At 70.8% G+C, this 16,075-nt stretch carries 10 protein-coding genes; 8 read left to right on the top strand and 2 right to left on the bottom strand.

Annotation, left to right across the window (positions count from 1 at the left end):
* The first annotated feature begins 60 nt into the window (after positions 1-60).
* The 8 genes from KYX17_RS32355 (at position 61) to KYX17_RS22615 (ending at position 11,836) form a co-directional block, all read left to right on the top strand.
* Positions 61-2,673 (top strand): LuxR C-terminal-related transcriptional regulator, encoded by a 2,613-nt coding sequence (locus KYX17_RS32355; protein WP_243229675.1) that lies wholly within the window; start codon positions 61-63, stop codon positions 2,671-2,673.
* A gap of 179 nt (positions 2,674-2,852) precedes the next feature.
* Positions 2,853-7,157: a hypothetical protein gene (locus tag KYX17_RS22645; protein WP_243229674.1), complete on the top strand. Its 4,305-nt coding sequence runs from the start codon at positions 2,853-2,855 to the stop codon at positions 7,155-7,157.
* Positions 7,158-7,268: 111 nt separating this feature from the next.
* The gene (gene kynA, locus KYX17_RS22640; protein ID WP_243229673.1) at positions 7,269-8,114 is read left to right on the top strand and encodes a tryptophan 2,3-dioxygenase; all 846 of its coding nucleotides are present in this window, start codon (positions 7,269-7,271) and stop codon (positions 8,112-8,114) included.
* A gap of 1 nt (position 8,115) precedes the next feature.
* Entirely contained in the window at positions 8,116-9,009 is an 894-nt protein-coding gene (locus KYX17_RS22635) for a hydrolase (RefSeq protein ID WP_243229672.1), read from the top strand.
* Positions 9,006-10,214: a kynureninase gene (locus tag KYX17_RS22630; RefSeq protein WP_243229671.1), complete on the top strand. Its 1,209-nt coding sequence runs from the start codon at positions 9,006-9,008 to the stop codon at positions 10,212-10,214. The genes KYX17_RS22635 and KYX17_RS22630 overlap by 4 nt, the downstream gene beginning before the upstream one ends.
* Positions 10,211-11,056 carry a PaaX family transcriptional regulator C-terminal domain-containing protein gene (locus KYX17_RS22625; RefSeq protein ID WP_243229670.1) on the top strand — a complete coding sequence of 282 codons (846 nt, stop codon included), beginning with the start codon at positions 10,211-10,213 and terminating at the stop codon, positions 11,054-11,056. Before KYX17_RS22630 ends, KYX17_RS22625 begins: the two co-directional genes overlap by 4 nt.
* Before the next feature lie 85 nt (positions 11,057-11,141).
* The gene (locus KYX17_RS22620; protein WP_243229669.1) at positions 11,142-11,504 is read left to right on the top strand and encodes a YidH family protein; all 363 of its coding nucleotides are present in this window, start codon (positions 11,142-11,144) and stop codon (positions 11,502-11,504) included.
* Entirely contained in the window at positions 11,501-11,836 is a 336-nt protein-coding gene (locus KYX17_RS22615; protein WP_243229668.1) for a DUF202 domain-containing protein, read from the top strand. The genes KYX17_RS22620 and KYX17_RS22615 overlap by 4 nt, the downstream gene beginning before the upstream one ends.
* A gap of 27 nt (positions 11,837-11,863) precedes the next feature.
* Here the strand turns inward: KYX17_RS22615 and KYX17_RS22610 are convergent, their stop codons facing one another.
* Positions 11,864-12,349: an FBP domain-containing protein gene (locus tag KYX17_RS22610; RefSeq protein WP_243229667.1), complete on the bottom strand. Its 486-nt coding sequence runs from the start codon at positions 12,347-12,349 to the stop codon at positions 11,864-11,866.
* Between the two features lie 239 nt (positions 12,350-12,588).
* Complete coding sequence (locus tag KYX17_RS22605; RefSeq protein WP_243229666.1) at positions 12,589-16,026, bottom strand: bifunctional proline dehydrogenase/L-glutamate gamma-semialdehyde dehydrogenase; 3,438 nt, start codon at positions 16,024-16,026, stop codon at positions 12,589-12,591.
* Positions 16,027-16,075 lie beyond the last annotated feature (49 nt).

Below are 16,075 nucleotides of genomic sequence, written 5' to 3'. Positions count from 1 at the left end.
ATATGTCCGTGCGGTGAGCCGTGGTCCGGTGCCGATCACCGCTGGGGAGGGAGCCCTGCAGTGATTCGCGTGCCCGAGGATGCCGGGACGGCCGCCGTCGCCGGCGTCGTCGATCGTCCCCGCCTGTATCGGATCCTGGACGCCCCGGGCATCCGGCTGTGCGTGATCCAGGGACCGAGCGGGATCGGCAAGACCACTCTGCTGCGCAGCTGGGCGCTGCAGCAACCCGACGACCAGCCCCGCTCCTGGATCGCCCTCGGGTCGGGGATCGGGAGCCGGCAGGCGTTCTGGCAGCACGTCGTCGCGACCGCTCGCCGACTGGGAACGCTGCCGGAGGAGGCGGCGGGCCGGGTCGGGGGCATGCTCGGCGACGGTGCCGATCCCGTGGACGTCGCGATCGATCTCCTCACCGGCGCCGGTGCCGTCACCCTGATCCTGGATGCCTACGAGCACCTGGGCGACGCGATGGCGGAGATCGATCAGGATCTCGTGCGGCTCGTCGCCGCCGTGCCCGCCGTCCGCCTGCTCATCACGACCCGATCCCATACCGCCCTGGCGGAGCTCGCTCTCCAGGATGCCGGGGCGACACGGATCATCACGATGACGGATCTCGCCTTCACCGAGGACGAAGTGGGCACCCTCATCGCGGAGCAGACCGGGGTCGATGATCCCCGCATCGTCCGCTCCATCCTCCGCTCCACGCACGGGTATGCGCTCACCGTGCGCGCCGCGACGCTCGCGCTCGCGCACCTCGGCCGCATCCCGCATGTGGGGACGATGGAGTGGGATGCGGTGATGGCCGCCAAGCTCGAGGCACAGCTGCCCGACCCCGAAGCCGTGCGGTTCGTGACAGCCGCGAGCGTGCCGCCGTACGTCGATGTCGAGCTCGCAACACGCTTGACCGGCCATCTGGACGCCGGGGCGGTGCTCGACATGCTGGAACGGAACGGCTTCGGGCGCTGGATTCCGTACGCGCGCAACCGGCCCGTGTTCCAGTTCGTCGAGACGATCCGTGACTCCTTCCGATCGCGGGCGTCCGATGACACCGAGGGGTTCCTCACGTCCTGCGTCACCACCGCCCTGTGGCTGCGGGAGAACGACGACGTCGACCAGGCGCTGCTCTTCGCGATCGAGGGCCGCGCTTTCGACCTGGCCGATGGCATCTACGTGCAGGTCGTCACGACGAATCCGGACAGCTACATCACCGACCGCTTCCTTCCCTCGCTGCGGACCGTGCCCGAGACCGTTCTTTCGGAACGACCGATGCTGGCGTTCGGGCTGGGGCTCGCCCTCACTGCCCACCCTCTGCTGCGATCCCAGGCTCCGCGCATCTTCCGCATCGCCGTGGAGTCCTCGGCACGTCCGTCGTACATCGAGCCCTCGGTCGACGCGTTCACCCTCGCCGCCATGCGTGCCATCGCCCGCCGACTGGCACTGTCGTTCCGCGACTCCGCGGAAGCCGGCATCCCGGCGGCACGACTGATCGACGAGATCGATCCCGCTGTGCTCGCGCACGCCGGCGATCACGTCGGGACCGTCCTGCGCCAGTTGAGCTACAGCCTCTTGCAGGGAGGACGGATCGAAGAGGGGCTCGCCGCGATGACCCGCTCCGTGACGCTGTGCACGAGCCAGACCGCACGGAACTACTCGATCGCCTACGCCGCCGGAGGCGCCGCGTTCACGGGAGACCTCGTGCATGCGCGCTCGCACCTCGCGGCCATCGACCGGGACGCCTGGCCTCAGGAACTGCGCCGCTCGTACATGACGGGACTCGGCCTCGTCGCCGAAGCGTACCTGCTCCTCGACGCGCTGGATTTCGCAGCCGTGATCGACCTGCTGCGCGGCATCGACACCTACATGCCGCTCGCGGAGTTCTGGCCGTTCCACACCGCCGTCTCCGTCGTGGCCCGGCACGGACTCGGGCAGGGCAGAGCTGCGGCCGATCGCGTGACCGCAGCCCTGGCGGCGCCGTTCCCGCCGCCAGGGGTCGGCGACAACGTGGCGACCGAGCACCTCCTCGCCGTCCTCGCCCATGTGCGCGTCGTCGTGGGCGATGCGCGTTCCGCAGCGGGGCTGCTGGACGGGCAGCCCACGGACAGCGTCCATCTCGCGAGCGCCCGGATCGCGGTGCTCCTGGCCGCCGCCCAGGACGCCGCAGCGCTGCGCGAGGCGCGCGCCGCACTCGAGTTCCCGGGGCACACCGCACGCACACAGGCGGCGACCCAGACCTTCGCCGCCGTCGCCGCGCTTCGGCGGGGCCAGGATGCGGACGCCTGGGACTGGCTGGGATCTGCATCCGTGATCGCCGACACCCACGGGGCGCGAGCGCACGTCGCACTGCTGCCCGTCCACGACCGGTCGCTGCTGGTCGACTTCGCCCGCAGACGGGGATCGACGCATCTGCAACGCTATCTCGACGTGCCCTCGCTCGCCGCCTCCCCTCGCTCGTCGCCGTCCGTCACGCTCACGCCCAGGGAGGGCGCCGTGCTGGAGGCGCTCGCCGAGCACGGCAGCATCCGCGAGATCGCGGCAGCCCTCGTCGTCTCCCCGCACACCGTCAAGACGCAGCTGCAGGGGATCTATCGCAAGCTGGGCGTGTCGTCACGGCACTCTGCCGTCGCCGTCGCGCGCGACCTGGGCCTGCTGGGTTCTCGCCCGCACCGGGTGGATTAGTCCCGGTACCAATTCCGCGGCATCCCGGGTGAAACGTGTCATCCGCACTGTCGTCGCCTCCGTCGATCACGCCAGAGTCGTCAGGTAATCGAACCAGGGGGAGGCCTGACGTGGCATTCATCACACGTGCGACAACGTCATCATCAGCGCACCGGACAAGAAACGGACGAGCCGCCGCTGTGGCGGTGCTGCTCGCCGGAGCCGTGGGGATCGGCGGCTCGATCGTCGCGGCGTCGCCGGCATATGCGGCACCGATCCACGAGATCACCGGCGAATGGCTCAGCCCGCCGGCCGAGATGAAGTCCGGCGACCCCGTGGTCGCCGACTGGCGGGTCAACGTGAATGACGACGCGCAACCGCCGACCAACGAGCCGGTCGAGAACGTCATCGCGACCTTCCTGATCACCAACGGCGAGTTCGCCGAGATCCCGGACATCTGCCTCACCGAAGGCGTGGATCCCGTCTCTGCCGTCTCCGAGGACGGGCTCGTCCTGACCTGCAACCTCGGCACCGTCGACATGGGCACGGCCGTCGCAGTGCAGACCCCGGTGCTCGCGGACGGCCCGACGGGAAGCGAGCTGACTCTGGGCGGAGAGATCGACGGGCAGGCCGTCGATCTCGATCCGATCCCGATCGTCAACCCGTTCCTCATGGACGTCGACGTGACGAACCCGCCGGCCCGCGCGCTGTGGGACGAGGACCGAACCACCATCACGATGGACTTCCCGTGGACCGTCTACCTCGGACGCAACAGCGACCAGGGTCCGGCTGATGTGACCTACCCGCTGCGGATGACCTCGTCGACGGGATCACCGATCTCCATCGGCACGAGCTTCGACACGACGACTCCTGGGGGCGGGTGCCTGCCGCGCCATTCCGGCAACGGCAGTCATCCGCTGACCGTGGGGGCCACCGCTGACGAGGACCGGCTCGCCCCCTTCGTCGGATCGTGCGAACTGGTCGAGGTCGACGCCGCAGCCGGTCGCTGGGATCTCGTTCTGACCGGACTGGACTACTCCCTCGAGCAGGTGCCCACCCTCTCGGGCGACGGCAGGGCGCTCCCCGTCGACCGCAACGCGATCGCGACAGGAACGCTGTGGTTCCAGGTCGACACGGTCGAGGCGGGATCGCTGCGGATCGATGTGCTGCCCGTGACATACACCGCACCGGGCGGCCAGACGATCGCCGACGACGTCGCGAACAACACGACCGACAAGGCGTACACCCGCGCAGGCTCGTGGACAGCGGCCTGGAACCGCACGTACACGGACAGCGGCGGCACCAGCTGGGACGACTCGTACCGCGTCGCGCCGGGCACGCTCGTGAACCAGCTGGTGAACAACAATCACCGCACCTGGGCGCCTCCGGGTTCGACGCTGCCGTTCGGGAACTGCCTCGCCCTCGACACACGATGGGTGAGCTTCGAATCCGCGGACGTGCGCAATGTCGCCGATCCGAGCGCGCTGCCGATCGAGTACTACACCGGCGACAGCCCGTTGCTGGACCCCGAGAACGACGCGTACGATCCCGACGTCTTCGACTGCGGCACCGCGTCCGGATGGAGCACCTCGGCGCCGGCCGACCTCTCCGAGGTCCGCGCCGTGCGGGTGATCTACCCGTTCACCGAATACGCGAGCACTCCGAATCTGAACGCGCCGATCCAGTTGTTCGCCTTCACCCGCATCTCCGAGGACGCGCAGCCCGGCCAGGACATCTGGATGTTCGGGTCGGTGCTCCGCGGACAGGGCGAATGGGTCGGGCCCGACGGCGGGAACTCCCTCACGCCGACCCCGGACGCCCGCTACCCCGACACGAACGGACGCCGCGACATCCTGCGCATCGCCACGGTGTTCCCGGCGATCGAGAAGGACGTCGAGCGCGCGACCGTCGTCGCCGGGGTCCCGGTGGAGTACACGCTCACGTACTCCGGCAACGGCACCGGCATGGTCCCCGAGAGCGTGGACGACTACGTGATCGAGGACAGGCTGCCGGCCGGCATGTCGTACGTCCCCGGATCCGGCGACCCCGAACCCCAGTCGGTGGAGCTGGTGGACGGGCAGTACGTGCTGCGCTGGGTGCTCGACGGCGTCGAGACGAACACCGAGCACGAACTGACGTACGAGGCCGTCGCCGACAGCAGCATCGCTCCCGGTCAGCAATTGACGAACACCGCCGTCGCCGAATACGGACCCAGCGCATCGCAGCCGGCCGATGCGACCGTCACGACCTCGAGCAACGGCTACACCACGATCCTGAAGACCAGCGACGTGGACTACATCCGCAACGACGCCGGCGACGGCGTCGGCACCGGATCCTGGACGGTCGAGATCGAATCGCACGATCCGTTCGACCAGGACTTCACCGACACCATCGACATCCTGCCGTACAACGGCGACGGCCGCGGCACGTCCTACTCCGGCTCGTATTCGCTGGACGAGGTGGTCGCGCCGGATGACGCCACGGTGTACTACACCGACGCCGACCCCGAGACGCTGTCCTTCGATCCGGCCGACGCCTCCAACGGCGCCGCAGGTGCTCCCGACGGGAACACGGTGGGCTGGACCACGACGAAGCCGGAGAACCCGACCGCCGTCCGTGTGATCGGCGGCACGCTCGAACCGGGCGGATCGTTCTCCTTCCAGGTCGTCATCACGACGGACGGCGCCCAGCCCCGCGACACGTACGTGAACAGCGCCCAGGCGCGCGCGGAGCACACCACCCTGGTGATGCGCACGTCGGCCTACCTCGCGATCACCGACTACACGGTGGAGAAGACCTCGAACCCGCGCGGCGAGACGGTCGTTCCGGGGCAGGTCGTCGAGTACGAGGTCACCGTCACCCAGCAGGGAGAGGTCCCCGCGGGCGCGGTGTTCTCCGATGACCTGTCGGACGTCCTCGACGACGCCACGTACAACGGCGACGTCTCCGCCAGCATCGGCACGGCGACGATCACCGGTGACCGGCTCGCATGGGAAGGAGAGATCCCCGTCGGCGGGACCGCGACCATCACCTACTCGGTGACGGTGAAGTCCACGGACCTGATCGAGGCCGAGGGCGACTGGATCCTGCAGAACGTCGTCAGTTCTCCGGGCTGCCAGTCGGAGGGCGATTGCCGCCCGCCGCACAACCCGGTCGGCGACTTCCGCTTCTCCAAGACGTCCGATCCCGCGTCCGGTTCGGACGTCGTCATCGGCGACGTCGTGGACTACCACGTGCAGGTGACCCACATCGGCGAGGCCGCAGTCCCGGGCGCGAGCCTGGTGGACGATCTGACCCAGGTGCTCGACGACGCGGAGTGGAACGACGACGCGGCCGCCAGCGCCGGTGAGGTGGAGTACGCCGACGGCGAGCTCACCTGGACGGGGGATCTCGCAGTGGGGCAGGTCGTCGACATCACCTACTCGGTGACGGTCACCGGCTACGGCGACTGGCTGCTGTCGAACCTGGTGACCGACGGCTGCGCCGAGGGCGATGACGACTGCGTGCCGCCGCCCCCGCCCGGACGCTGCGTCCCCGCCCCCGATGAGAACCCCGACTGCCGCACCGAGCACCGGATCGGCGGCTACGAGATCTCGAAGTCGTCCGACCCGGTGACCGGCTCCGAGGTGCAGACCGGTGACACGGTCGCGTACACCGTCACGGTGACCCACGTCGGGGAGGCATCCGTCCCGGCTTCCTTCACGGATGACCTGAGCGACGTGCTGGACGACGCGATCTGGAACGACGACCTGGCGGCCTCGGCCGGCGAGGCCGCCTTCGAGGGGAGCGAGCTCGCGTGGTCCGGCGACCTGGGCGTCGGAGATGTCGCGACGGTCACCTATTCTGTGACCGTCGTCCCGGAGGGGGACCTCACGCTGCGGAACGTGGTCGCACCGCCGCCCGGCATCCGCTGCGTGCCGACGGAAGGTCAGGACGAGGCCTGCACCACCGAGCATCTCAAGGGACGATTCGAGTTCTCGAAGACCTCGGACCCGGCCCCGGGCTCCGAGGTGCACGAGGGCGACATCGTCACCTACACGGTGACGGTGGCGCAGGTGGGGCCCGCGGCGGTCGCCTCGGCCTCGGTCGTGGACGACATCTCGGCCGTCCTGCCCGTCGCCTCGTGGAACGACGACGCGAAGGCCTCCTCCGGCACGGTGACCCGCATCGGGGACGAGGTGCGCTGGACGGGCGATCTGGCCGTCGAACAGGTCGTCACGATCACCTACTCGGTGACCGTCGGCGATGAGCAGGATGCCGAGTTCCGCAACGTCGTGACCAGCGACGATCCGCGCGGCACCTGCGTCGACGCCGCAGACGGCAACCCCGACTGCGAGACCGCGCACCGCACCCCGGGTCCCGGCCTCGCCGGCACGGGCCTCGAGCTCTCCCCCTGGGTGCTCGCGTCCGCGACGGTGCTGCTGGGCGGCGGCCTGCTCGTCCTCCTGTCGTCGCGGCGGCGGCGCATCGTCGCGCAGATCGAGGATCACGACGACCTGTCCTGAGGACCGCACGTCGTGATCGAACGGCGGATGGGGCACCCGAGGCCTCATCCGCCGTTCGCCCGTGACATCTCATCATTGTGACGCCCGCCAAATCCACGTAATATTTTCGGCATGAGCACCGAGAACGAGCGCGCGCTCGAGGACGGCATCGTCACGGACCTGCGCGACAGGATGACCTACGGCTCCTATCTCGAACTGGATCGGCTTCTGGATGCGCAGCATCCGGTCAGCGACCACCACGACGAGATGCTGTTCATCATCCAGCACCAGACGACCGAGCTCTGGCTCAAGCTCGTGCTGCACGAGCTGTCCTCCGCGCGGGACCTGTTCGCCGCGGACGATCTCCGCGAGGCCCTCAAGCGCATCGCGCGCGTCAAGCGCATCCAGGACGTCATGACCCAGCAGTGGTCCGTGCTGGCGACGCTGACCCCGACCGAGTACGCGCAGTTCCGCGGGTCGCTGGGCAACTCCTCCGGTTTCCAGTCCGTCCAGTACCGCGCGGTCGAATTCGCCCTCGGCAACAAGAACGGCCGGATGCTCCAGGTGTTCCGCGACCATCCGGAGAACCTCGCGCTGCTCACGGCGGAGTACGAGCGGCCCACGCTGTACGACGAGTTCCTGCGCTTCGCCGCACGGCGCGGACTTCCGGTTCCCGCCGAGATCCTCGACCGCGACGTCCGCGAGCCCTACCGTCCGCAGCCCGAGCTCGTTCCCGCCATCCGACTGATCTACGAGGACCCGCAGACGCACTGGGACCTCTACGAGGCGTGCGAGGACCTCGTCGACCTCGAGGACAACTTCCAGTTCTGGCGCTTCCGGCACCTCAAGACCGTGACGCGGACGATCGGAATGAAGACCGGAACCGGCGGATCGACGGGTGCCGCCTTCCTGCAGCGCGCCCTGGAGCTGACGTTCTTCCCCGAGCTGTACACGGTGCGCACCGAGATCGGCGGCTGAGGTGCCGGCCTTCCGGCAGGTGCCCGGCGGACTGGTCTGCGGCGGGTTCACCGACCACCACGTTCACCTGCAGCTGGTGGACGCGGCGGCCCTCGCGACCTCCGTGCTCGGCACGGTCGTCGATCTCGGCGGGAATCCGGCCGTGCTCGCCGATCTCGCCGGTCGCGCTCCGGCGGCGCAGGCACGACCGCGGATCGACATCGAGTTCGCCGGGGCCTTCCTCACCGCGCCCGGCGGCTACCCGTCCGACCGCGCCTGGGCCCCCGCCGGTTCGGTCCGCGAGATCCCCGACGCCGATGCCGCGGCCTCCGCCGTGTCCGAGATGAGAGCCGCCGGCGCTTCCGTCATCAAGGTCGTCGCCCACAGCACGGCGGGCCCGGTGCTCTCGGACGCACTGTTCGCCACCGTCGTCGACATCGCCGCGTCGTACGGACTGCCGGTCGTCGCGCACGCCGAGGGCGCCGGCGAGGCGCAGCGTGCGGCTCGCCTCGGGGCACGGATGCTCGCGCACGCCCCGTTCAGCGAGAGCCTGACCGAGTCCGAGATCGCCCAGCAGGCGGCATCCGTCGAGTGGATCTCGACGCTCGCGATCCATGACGGCGACACCTACCGGATCGCGGTCGACAACGTCCGCCGGTTCCACGCCGCCGGCGGTGTGGTGCGCTACGGCACCGACATGGGCAACGGGCCGACGCCGGTCGGGCTGAACCCGCGGGAGATCGCCGCTCTGCGCGAGGCGGGCCTGGACGACGCCGCCCTCCTGCGCGCCCTCGCACCGCAGGACCCGGCGGACCCGGCATCCCGCCTCCTCCTGCTCCCCGGCGCGACCGCCGAGTCCGCCGATCCGCTGCTCGCCCGACCGCTCGCTCCCGAAGACCTGGAGGCCCTGAGATGACCGATCTGCTCGCCCTCGCCCGCGACCTCGACGCCGCAGACCCGCTCGCCCCTCATCGGCGCGCCTTCTCCGAGGCGCCGGGCGTGCGCGCGTACCTCGACGGCAACTCGCTCGGCCGGCCGCTCGCCGCGACCGCCGACCGGATCGCCGGCTTCGTCCGAGACGACTGGGGAACCCGCCTGATCCGCTCGTGGGACGAGCAGTGGATGCAGCTGCCGCTGCAGCTGGGCGATCGCATCGGCCGTGCCGTCCTCGGCGCCGATGCGGGACAGACCGTGGTGGCCGACTCCACCAGCGTCCTCATCTACAAGCTCCTGCGAGCGGCCGCAGGGTACGACCGTGCGCGGACGGAGATCGTGATCGAGACGGGCAACTTCCCCACCGACCGGTTCCTCGCCGAGGGCGTCGCCGCGGAGTGCGGCCTCACGCTGCGCTGGCTGGAGCCGGATGCCGTGACCGGCGTGACGGGCGACGATCTCGCCACCGTCCTGTCGGAGCGCACCGCACTGGTGTGTCTCAGTCACGTCGACTACCGCTCTGGGACCGTCGCCGACATGCCCGCGATCACCGCTCTCGCGCACGAGGCGGGCGCGCTCATGATGTGGGATCTGTGCCACTCCGTGGGCGTGATCCCGATGCAGCTGGACGCCTGGGGCGTGGATATCGCCGTCGGCTGCACCTACAAGTACCTGAACGGCGGACCCGGCTCCCCCGCCTTCGCGTACCTGCGCCGCGGGCTGCAGGGGATCCTGCGGCAGCCGATCCAGGGCTGGTGGAGCGCCGCGGATATCTTCGCGATGGGCCCGGAGTACGTGCCCTCCCCCGACATCCGGCAGCTGCTCAGCGGAACCCCTCCCGTGGTCTCGATGCTCGCGATGCAGGACATGCTGGGCCTCATCGAGGAGGCCGGGATCGAGGCGATCCGCGCGAAGTCCATCTCCCTCACCGATCTCGTCCTGCGCGCCTACGACGCGGAGCTGGCGCCGCGCGGGGTCCGACTGCTCAGCCCGCGGGATGCCGCCGTGCGCGGGAGCCACGTGTCGATCGGGCATCCGGACTTCCAGCGCGTGACGCAGCAGCTGTGGGCGGACGGCGTGATCCCGGACTTCCGCTTCCCCGACGGCATCCGTCTGGGGCTCTCCCCGCTGAGCACCTCGCACGTCGAAGCCGTCACAGGGCTCCTCGCGGTGCGGGACGCCCTGTGAGCGAGGCCATCCCGCCCGTCGCATCGGAACTCGCGAGCGAGGACGACTTCGATGCGCGCCCCGGCAGCACCGTCTCGCTGCTGCGCACGATCGTGGGGCTGTACCTGCGTCCGCTCGGCGGCTGGATCGCCGCCGCCGACCTGGTGCGGCTAGCCGGCGATCTCGGCATCCCGGAGTCCCGGGCGCGCACCGGGATCGCCCGGCTGAAGCAGCGCGGGCTGCTGCAGGCCGAGCGCGCGAGCAGGGCGGGGTACCGCCTGAACCCGACGGCGCTGCGGATGCTGGAGCGCGGCGACCGCCGGATCTTCGCCGTGCGCCGCATGGCACCCGGCGACGCGTGGTGCCTGATCTCCTTCTCGGTCCCCGAGTCCCGGCGCGACGTGCGCCATCGGCTGCGACGACGGCTGCAGTGGATCGGCGCCGGCCTCGTCTCCCCCGCACTGTGGATCTGCCCGGCCTTCCTGCAGGACGAGGCCGACGAGATCCTCGTCGAGCTCGGCATCCGCGACTCCGCCGTGCTGTTCCGCACCGAGACGCCGCAGGTCGCCGGTCGGCTGGCGGACGCCGTCGGGCAGTGGTGGGACCTGGCGGCGCTGCGCGCGGAGCACGAGGCGTTCCTGTCGGCGGTCGCGGAGCTTCCAGATGCCGCGACCGACCGCGACGCGTTCGCCGCGTACGTCCGGCTCATCGACGCGTGGCGCGTGATCCCCTATCTCGACCCCGGTCTGCCGACCGACCTGCTGCCCGCGGACTGGCCGGGCGAACGCAGCTTCACGGCGTTCGCGACGCTGTCCGCCGCACTGGCCGAACGCGCCCGCGCGCACGTCGGTCTCCCGGACTGACTCGGGCTCGGGCTCGGACACCGGCTCGCCGCCGCGGCGCCCGTAGGATGGTGCCGAACGCATCGGCGGACCGGACGGGAGCAGCATGTCGACACCGCGTCGCTTCCCTGCGGCCGTCTACCGCCACGGCGAGGAGCCCGATCCCCGCTTCACGCTCGCGAACGAGCGCACGCTGCTGGCCTGGATCCGCACGGCGCTCGGCCTGATCGCGGGAGGCGTGGCGCTCGAGGTGCTCGGTCTCGACCTGCATCCGCAGCTGCGCCTGGCCGCCTCGCTCGTGCTCATCGTCGCCGGGATCGCGACGCCCGTCCTCGCGTGGCTCGGGTGGGTCCGCGGCGAGCGCGCCATGCGGCTCTCCGCACCCCTTCCCGGGTCGCTGCTCGCGCCGGTCGTCGCGGTCGCCGTGACCGTTGCCGGCGTCCTGGTGCTCATCGCGGCGCTGCTGTGACGCGATACGATCCGGGACTTCAACCGGAGCGGACGCAGCTCGCGTGGCGCCGCACCGCCCTGTCGATCGCGGTCGTCTCCCTGATCGCCGCCAGGGCGCTGCCGATGATCCTCGGCTCGGGTGTGTGGGTCGTCCCCGGGATCGCGGGTGTCGCGGCATCCGGAGCCCTCTGGGTCCTCGCCGCGCGCCGCGCCCGCGCGGTCGACCGCGCCCTGTCCCCCGTCCCGCATCCCGATCGGATGCCGGACGGGAGACTGATCGTCGCCCTCGTCGGGTTCACCGCCGCGGCCGGCGCGCTCGCACTGATCGTGCTGCTCGGAGTCGCGCGCTGAGGCGGCGCACCCGTCGAGCGACCGGGTTCAGCCGGCGATCTCGCGGAGGAACGCCGCGACGTTCTCCTGCAGCTTCAGGATCCGCAGATCCCGGGCGGTCTCGCGGTCGTAGCCCTCGTATGCGAGCGGCGGCAGCAGCCGCACGGTGCGGGAGCAGCCGAACTCGGCGCACACGAGGGTGCCGATCGTGTCGCCGTTGCGGCCGCGCGGACCGGCCAGGCGCGCGGCGTAGAACTGGACGTCGTTGCGCAGCGTGACGTCCTCGCACCACGTGCACTGCGCCCGGGTCCGGATGCGCTGCTCGGCGCGCTGGAGCAGCGCCCCGGTGAGGACGCCGTCGACCTCGGCCACGATGCAGGCGCGGCGCGGATGCTTGGCGTCCACCCAGCCGAGATAGTCGAGACGGTCGAAGTCGAGTTCGGCGAAGCCGGCTGGCAGAGTCAGAGTGGCGGCCTCCTTTCGGGAGGCGTTGAGAAGGGAGGCGCGGATCTCGCGCTCGTCGATGGGACGCATGATGAGGTGCTTTCGGATGGCGGCCGAGTGCGGCCTGCGGAAGGTTCAGGGCTCGGCATCCGCGCAGAGGGATGCCGGGTACGACGCTGCGCCGGGGACGGGGGTTCCGCCTCCGGCCGGTCCTCAGCCTCTGCCGCCGGCGCGGAGCGCGCCTGCGGCCACCTTCCGCGCCCTGAGGGCGCTCGTCATGAACAGCACCCGGCGAGTTTACACCCGCCGGATGCGCAGTTCCCGAGCGCTCAGCCCATCGGCGCCAGCGTAGGCACGTCGTAGCGACGCGGAGTGCCGAATCGGTGCGCTGTGATCGACACCGCCTGCTCGCGCAGGAAGGTCAGCAGCTCGACCCGTCCCGCCGCGACGACCGGGTTGGCGTAGATCGCCAGGCTCGGCGCTCCGTCGACCGCCTGCGCCGTCGCCGTCGCGGAGGCGCCGATCAGGCGAACGCGCCCGTCGGTCGCCGCCAGCCGCCGCGCACGCGCGGCCCACGCCTCGTCGTCCTCGGTGACGAACGTCACATCGTGCGCGCCCAGCCAGGTCACCACGTCCGCGGGGAGCTCCCCGGCGGCACTCACCGTGAGCCGCGCACGGGCACGGCGCCCCGCAGCGGCCACGCGCAGCAGCTCGGCCGGCCGCGAGCCCTCGTACCGCACGGTCACCGGCACGGCCTGGTACCGCAGCAGGTTCTGCTCGGTGACGAGCCCGGTGGCATCGCGGACCACACCGAACTCGCTCTCCCAGGCGTCGATGTCGGTGGCCAGCGCTCCGCGCAGCCACTCGGCATCCTCTCCCTCGACCAGAGACACGGCGGAGGACCCGAGGTCGTCGAGCGCGGTCGTGGAGGCCACCGGGGCATCCGCCCACTCCGAGAGGCCGACGAGGTAGTTCGGGCCTCCCGCCTTGGACCCGGCTCCCACGGCGGCCTTCTTCCAGCCGCCGAACGGCTGGCGCTGCACGATCGCTCCCGTGGTTCCGCGGTTGACGTAGGCGTTCCCGGCCTGGACCGAGGCGAGCCAGTGCTGGATCTCGTCCTCGTCGAGCGCGTGGATGCCGCTGGTGAGCCCGTAATCGATGTCGTTCACGATGTCGATCGCCTCGTCCAGCGTCTCCGCGGTCATGATGCCCAGTACGGGCCCGAAGTACTCCACGCGGTGGAACTCGCTGCCGCGCGCGACGCCGTCGCGGATGCCGGGACGCCAGAGCTGTCCGGCGTCGTCCAGCTTCTCCGGTTCGAGCAGCCAGGACTCACCGGGGTGCAGCGTCGTCAGGGCGTCCAGGAGCTTGCCCTCCGCGGGTCCGATCAGCGGGCCGATGCGGTTGGTCCCGTCGGCCGGGGAGCCGACATCGTAGGAGCGCACGGCGTCCACCAGCTGGCGCCGGAAGCGCTCGGAGCGGGCGGCGGATCCGACGAGCACCACCAGGGACGCCGCCGAGCACTTCTGTCCCGCGTGACCGAAGGCCGAGTAGGCGACGTCCTTGGCCGCGAGATCGAGGTCGGCCGACGGGGTGACGATGATCGCGTTCTTGCCGCTGGTCTCGGCCAGCAGCGGCAGGTCGGGGCGGAAGCCGCGGAACAGCTCGGCGGTCTCGTAGCCGCCGGTGAGGATGACGCGTCCGACGGCGGGATCGCTGATCAGCTGCGTGCCGAGTTCGCGCCCGTCCAGTTGGACGTACTGCAGAACGTCGCGCGGGACGCCGGCCTCCCACAGCGCCTCGACCATGACGGCGCCCGAACGGCGCGCCTGACGGGCTGGCTTGATGATGACCGGTGAGCCGGTCGCGAGCGCCGACAGGGTGGATCCGGCCGGGATCGCCACCGGGAAGTTCCACGGCGGCGTGACGACGGTCAGCCCGACCGGCCGCATCTCAGCGCCGTCGACGTCGGCGAGCCTCTTCGCCGACTCGGCGTAGTAGTGGGCGAAGTCGATCGCCTCGGAGACCTCCGGGTCGCCCTGCTCGATGACCTTGCCGGCCTCGGAGCCCATGACCTCGAGGAGGTCGGCACGACGCGCCTCGAGGACGTCCCCCGCGCGGTGGAGGACGGCGGCGCGCCCCTCGGCGCCGAGTGCGCGCCAGGCCTCGCCCGCCGCGACGGCCGACGCGATCCGCTCGGAGACCTGCTCGCTCGTGGAGAGCGTGTTGTCGGCGACGGTCGCGTCTCCGAGCGTCGAATCGGTCATGCGCGATCGGATGCCGTCGGCCCACTCCCGGTTGGCCGCCAGCGAGGGGTCGGTGTCCGGGGTGTTGTCGAAGCCCTCCGTCGATGCCGGCTCGGCGGGCAGCTGCCTGTTCTGCGTGCGATTCGGTGCGGGGATCCCCGTCGGGATGCTGCGCACGGACGCGAGGAACCGCTCCTTCTCGCGGTCGAACAAGGCCGGATCCTCGTCCAAGTCGAACACGGCGGACATGAAGTTCTCCTGCGATGCGCCCTCTTCGAGTCTGCGGATCAGATACGCGATCGCCACGTCGAACTCGTCGGGGTGCACGACCGGCGTGTAGAGCAGAAGGGAGCCGACCGTGCGCTTGACGACCTGCGCCTGGGCTGCGGCCATGCCGAGCAGCATCTCGAACTCGATCCCCTCAGTCACTCCGCGACGCTTCGCGAGCAGCCAGGCGAGGGCGATGTCGAACAGGTTGTGCCCGGCCACGCCGATCCGCACGCTGCCGATGTGCTCGGGGCGCAGCGCGTACTCGAGCACCGCCTTGTAGGAGGCATCCGATTCCTGCTTGCTCGACCACGTCGCCAGCGGCCAGCCGTGGGTCTCGGCATCCACGGTCTCCATCGGCAGGTTCGCGCCCTTGACGACGCGGACCTTGATCGGCGCACCGCCGTCGGCCGTGCGGGCGGCGGCCCAGTCCTGCAGGCGCGTCATCGCAGCCAGGGCGTCGGGCAGGTACGCCTGGAGCACGATTCCGGCTTCGAGCCCACGAAACTCCGGACGGTCCAGGATGCCGGTGAACACCGCGATCGTCAGGTCGAGGTCCTTGTACTCCTCCATGTCGAGGTTGATGAACGTGCCGCTGCGCGCCGCGAGCTCGTACAGCGGGTGCAGGGCCTCCGTCGCGTGCGCGACCGCCTCGTCGAACGCCCACGGGCTGTGCGGCGCGACCGTCGAGGACACCTTGATCGAGACGTAGTCGACGTCGTCGCGCTCGATCAGCCGGCGCGTGCCCTCGAGACGTCGCGACGCCTCGTCGCGGCCGAGGATCGCCTCTCCCAGCAGGTTGACGTTGAGTTTCACGCCCTGGGTCTCGCGGATGTGCGCGATGGCGGCGCCGAGCTTCTCATCACGCGCGTCCACGATGAGGTGTCGGACCATCTGGCGCAGCACGGCGCGGGCGGCGGGCACGACGATGCCGGGGAGCATCGTGGAGGTCGCGCCGCCGAGACCGATCGCCGCACGCATCGGGGCGGGGAGGAACCGCGGGGTGAGCGGGACGAGCTCGGCGAGTCTGCGCGCCGCGACCCGGGTGTCCTCGGGGCGGACCACGCCGTCGACGAACCCGACCGTGAAGTCCAGGCCGTGCGGATCGCGCAGCACGCCGGCGAGGCGCTGCCCCGCGGCATCCACCGGGATCTCACGGCTCTCGACGAGCCACTGGCGGACGAGCGCGACGGCGTCGTCGGCGAGGTCGGCGAGGTCGGTCGCGGCGGGGCTGGTCTGGGCGGACGGGGTCATCGGGCATCCTCACTCGAGAGCGCGAGGGATCGCGCGTGCTGCTCCCAGT

It is taken from the genome of Microbacterium sp. CIAB417, from assembly GCF_022788845.1.
Note: the sequence above shows the minus strand (reverse complement) of the source record. Positions and strands in the feature narration are given on the sequence as shown.

What these genes read in the sequence shown, in the direction of transcription:
- kynA (WP_243229673.1), top strand. Translation starts at nt 7,269, where the DNA reads ATGAGCACCGAGAACGAGCGCGCGCTCGAGGACGGCATCGTCACGGAC.
- KYX17_RS22630 (WP_243229671.1), top strand. Translation starts at nt 9,006, where the DNA reads ATGACCGATCTGCTCGCCCTCGCCCGCGACCTCGACGCCGCAGACCCG.
- KYX17_RS22620 (WP_243229669.1), top strand. Translation starts at nt 11,142, where the DNA reads ATGTCGACACCGCGTCGCTTCCCTGCGGCCGTCTACCGCCACGGCGAG.
- KYX17_RS22610 (WP_243229667.1), bottom strand. Translation starts at nt 12,349, where the DNA reads ATGCGTCCCATCGACGAGCGCGAGATCCGCGCCTCCCTTCTCAACGCC.
- KYX17_RS22605 (WP_243229666.1), bottom strand. Translation starts at nt 16,026, where the DNA reads ATGACCCCGTCCGCCCAGACCAGCCCCGCCGCGACCGACCTCGCCGAC.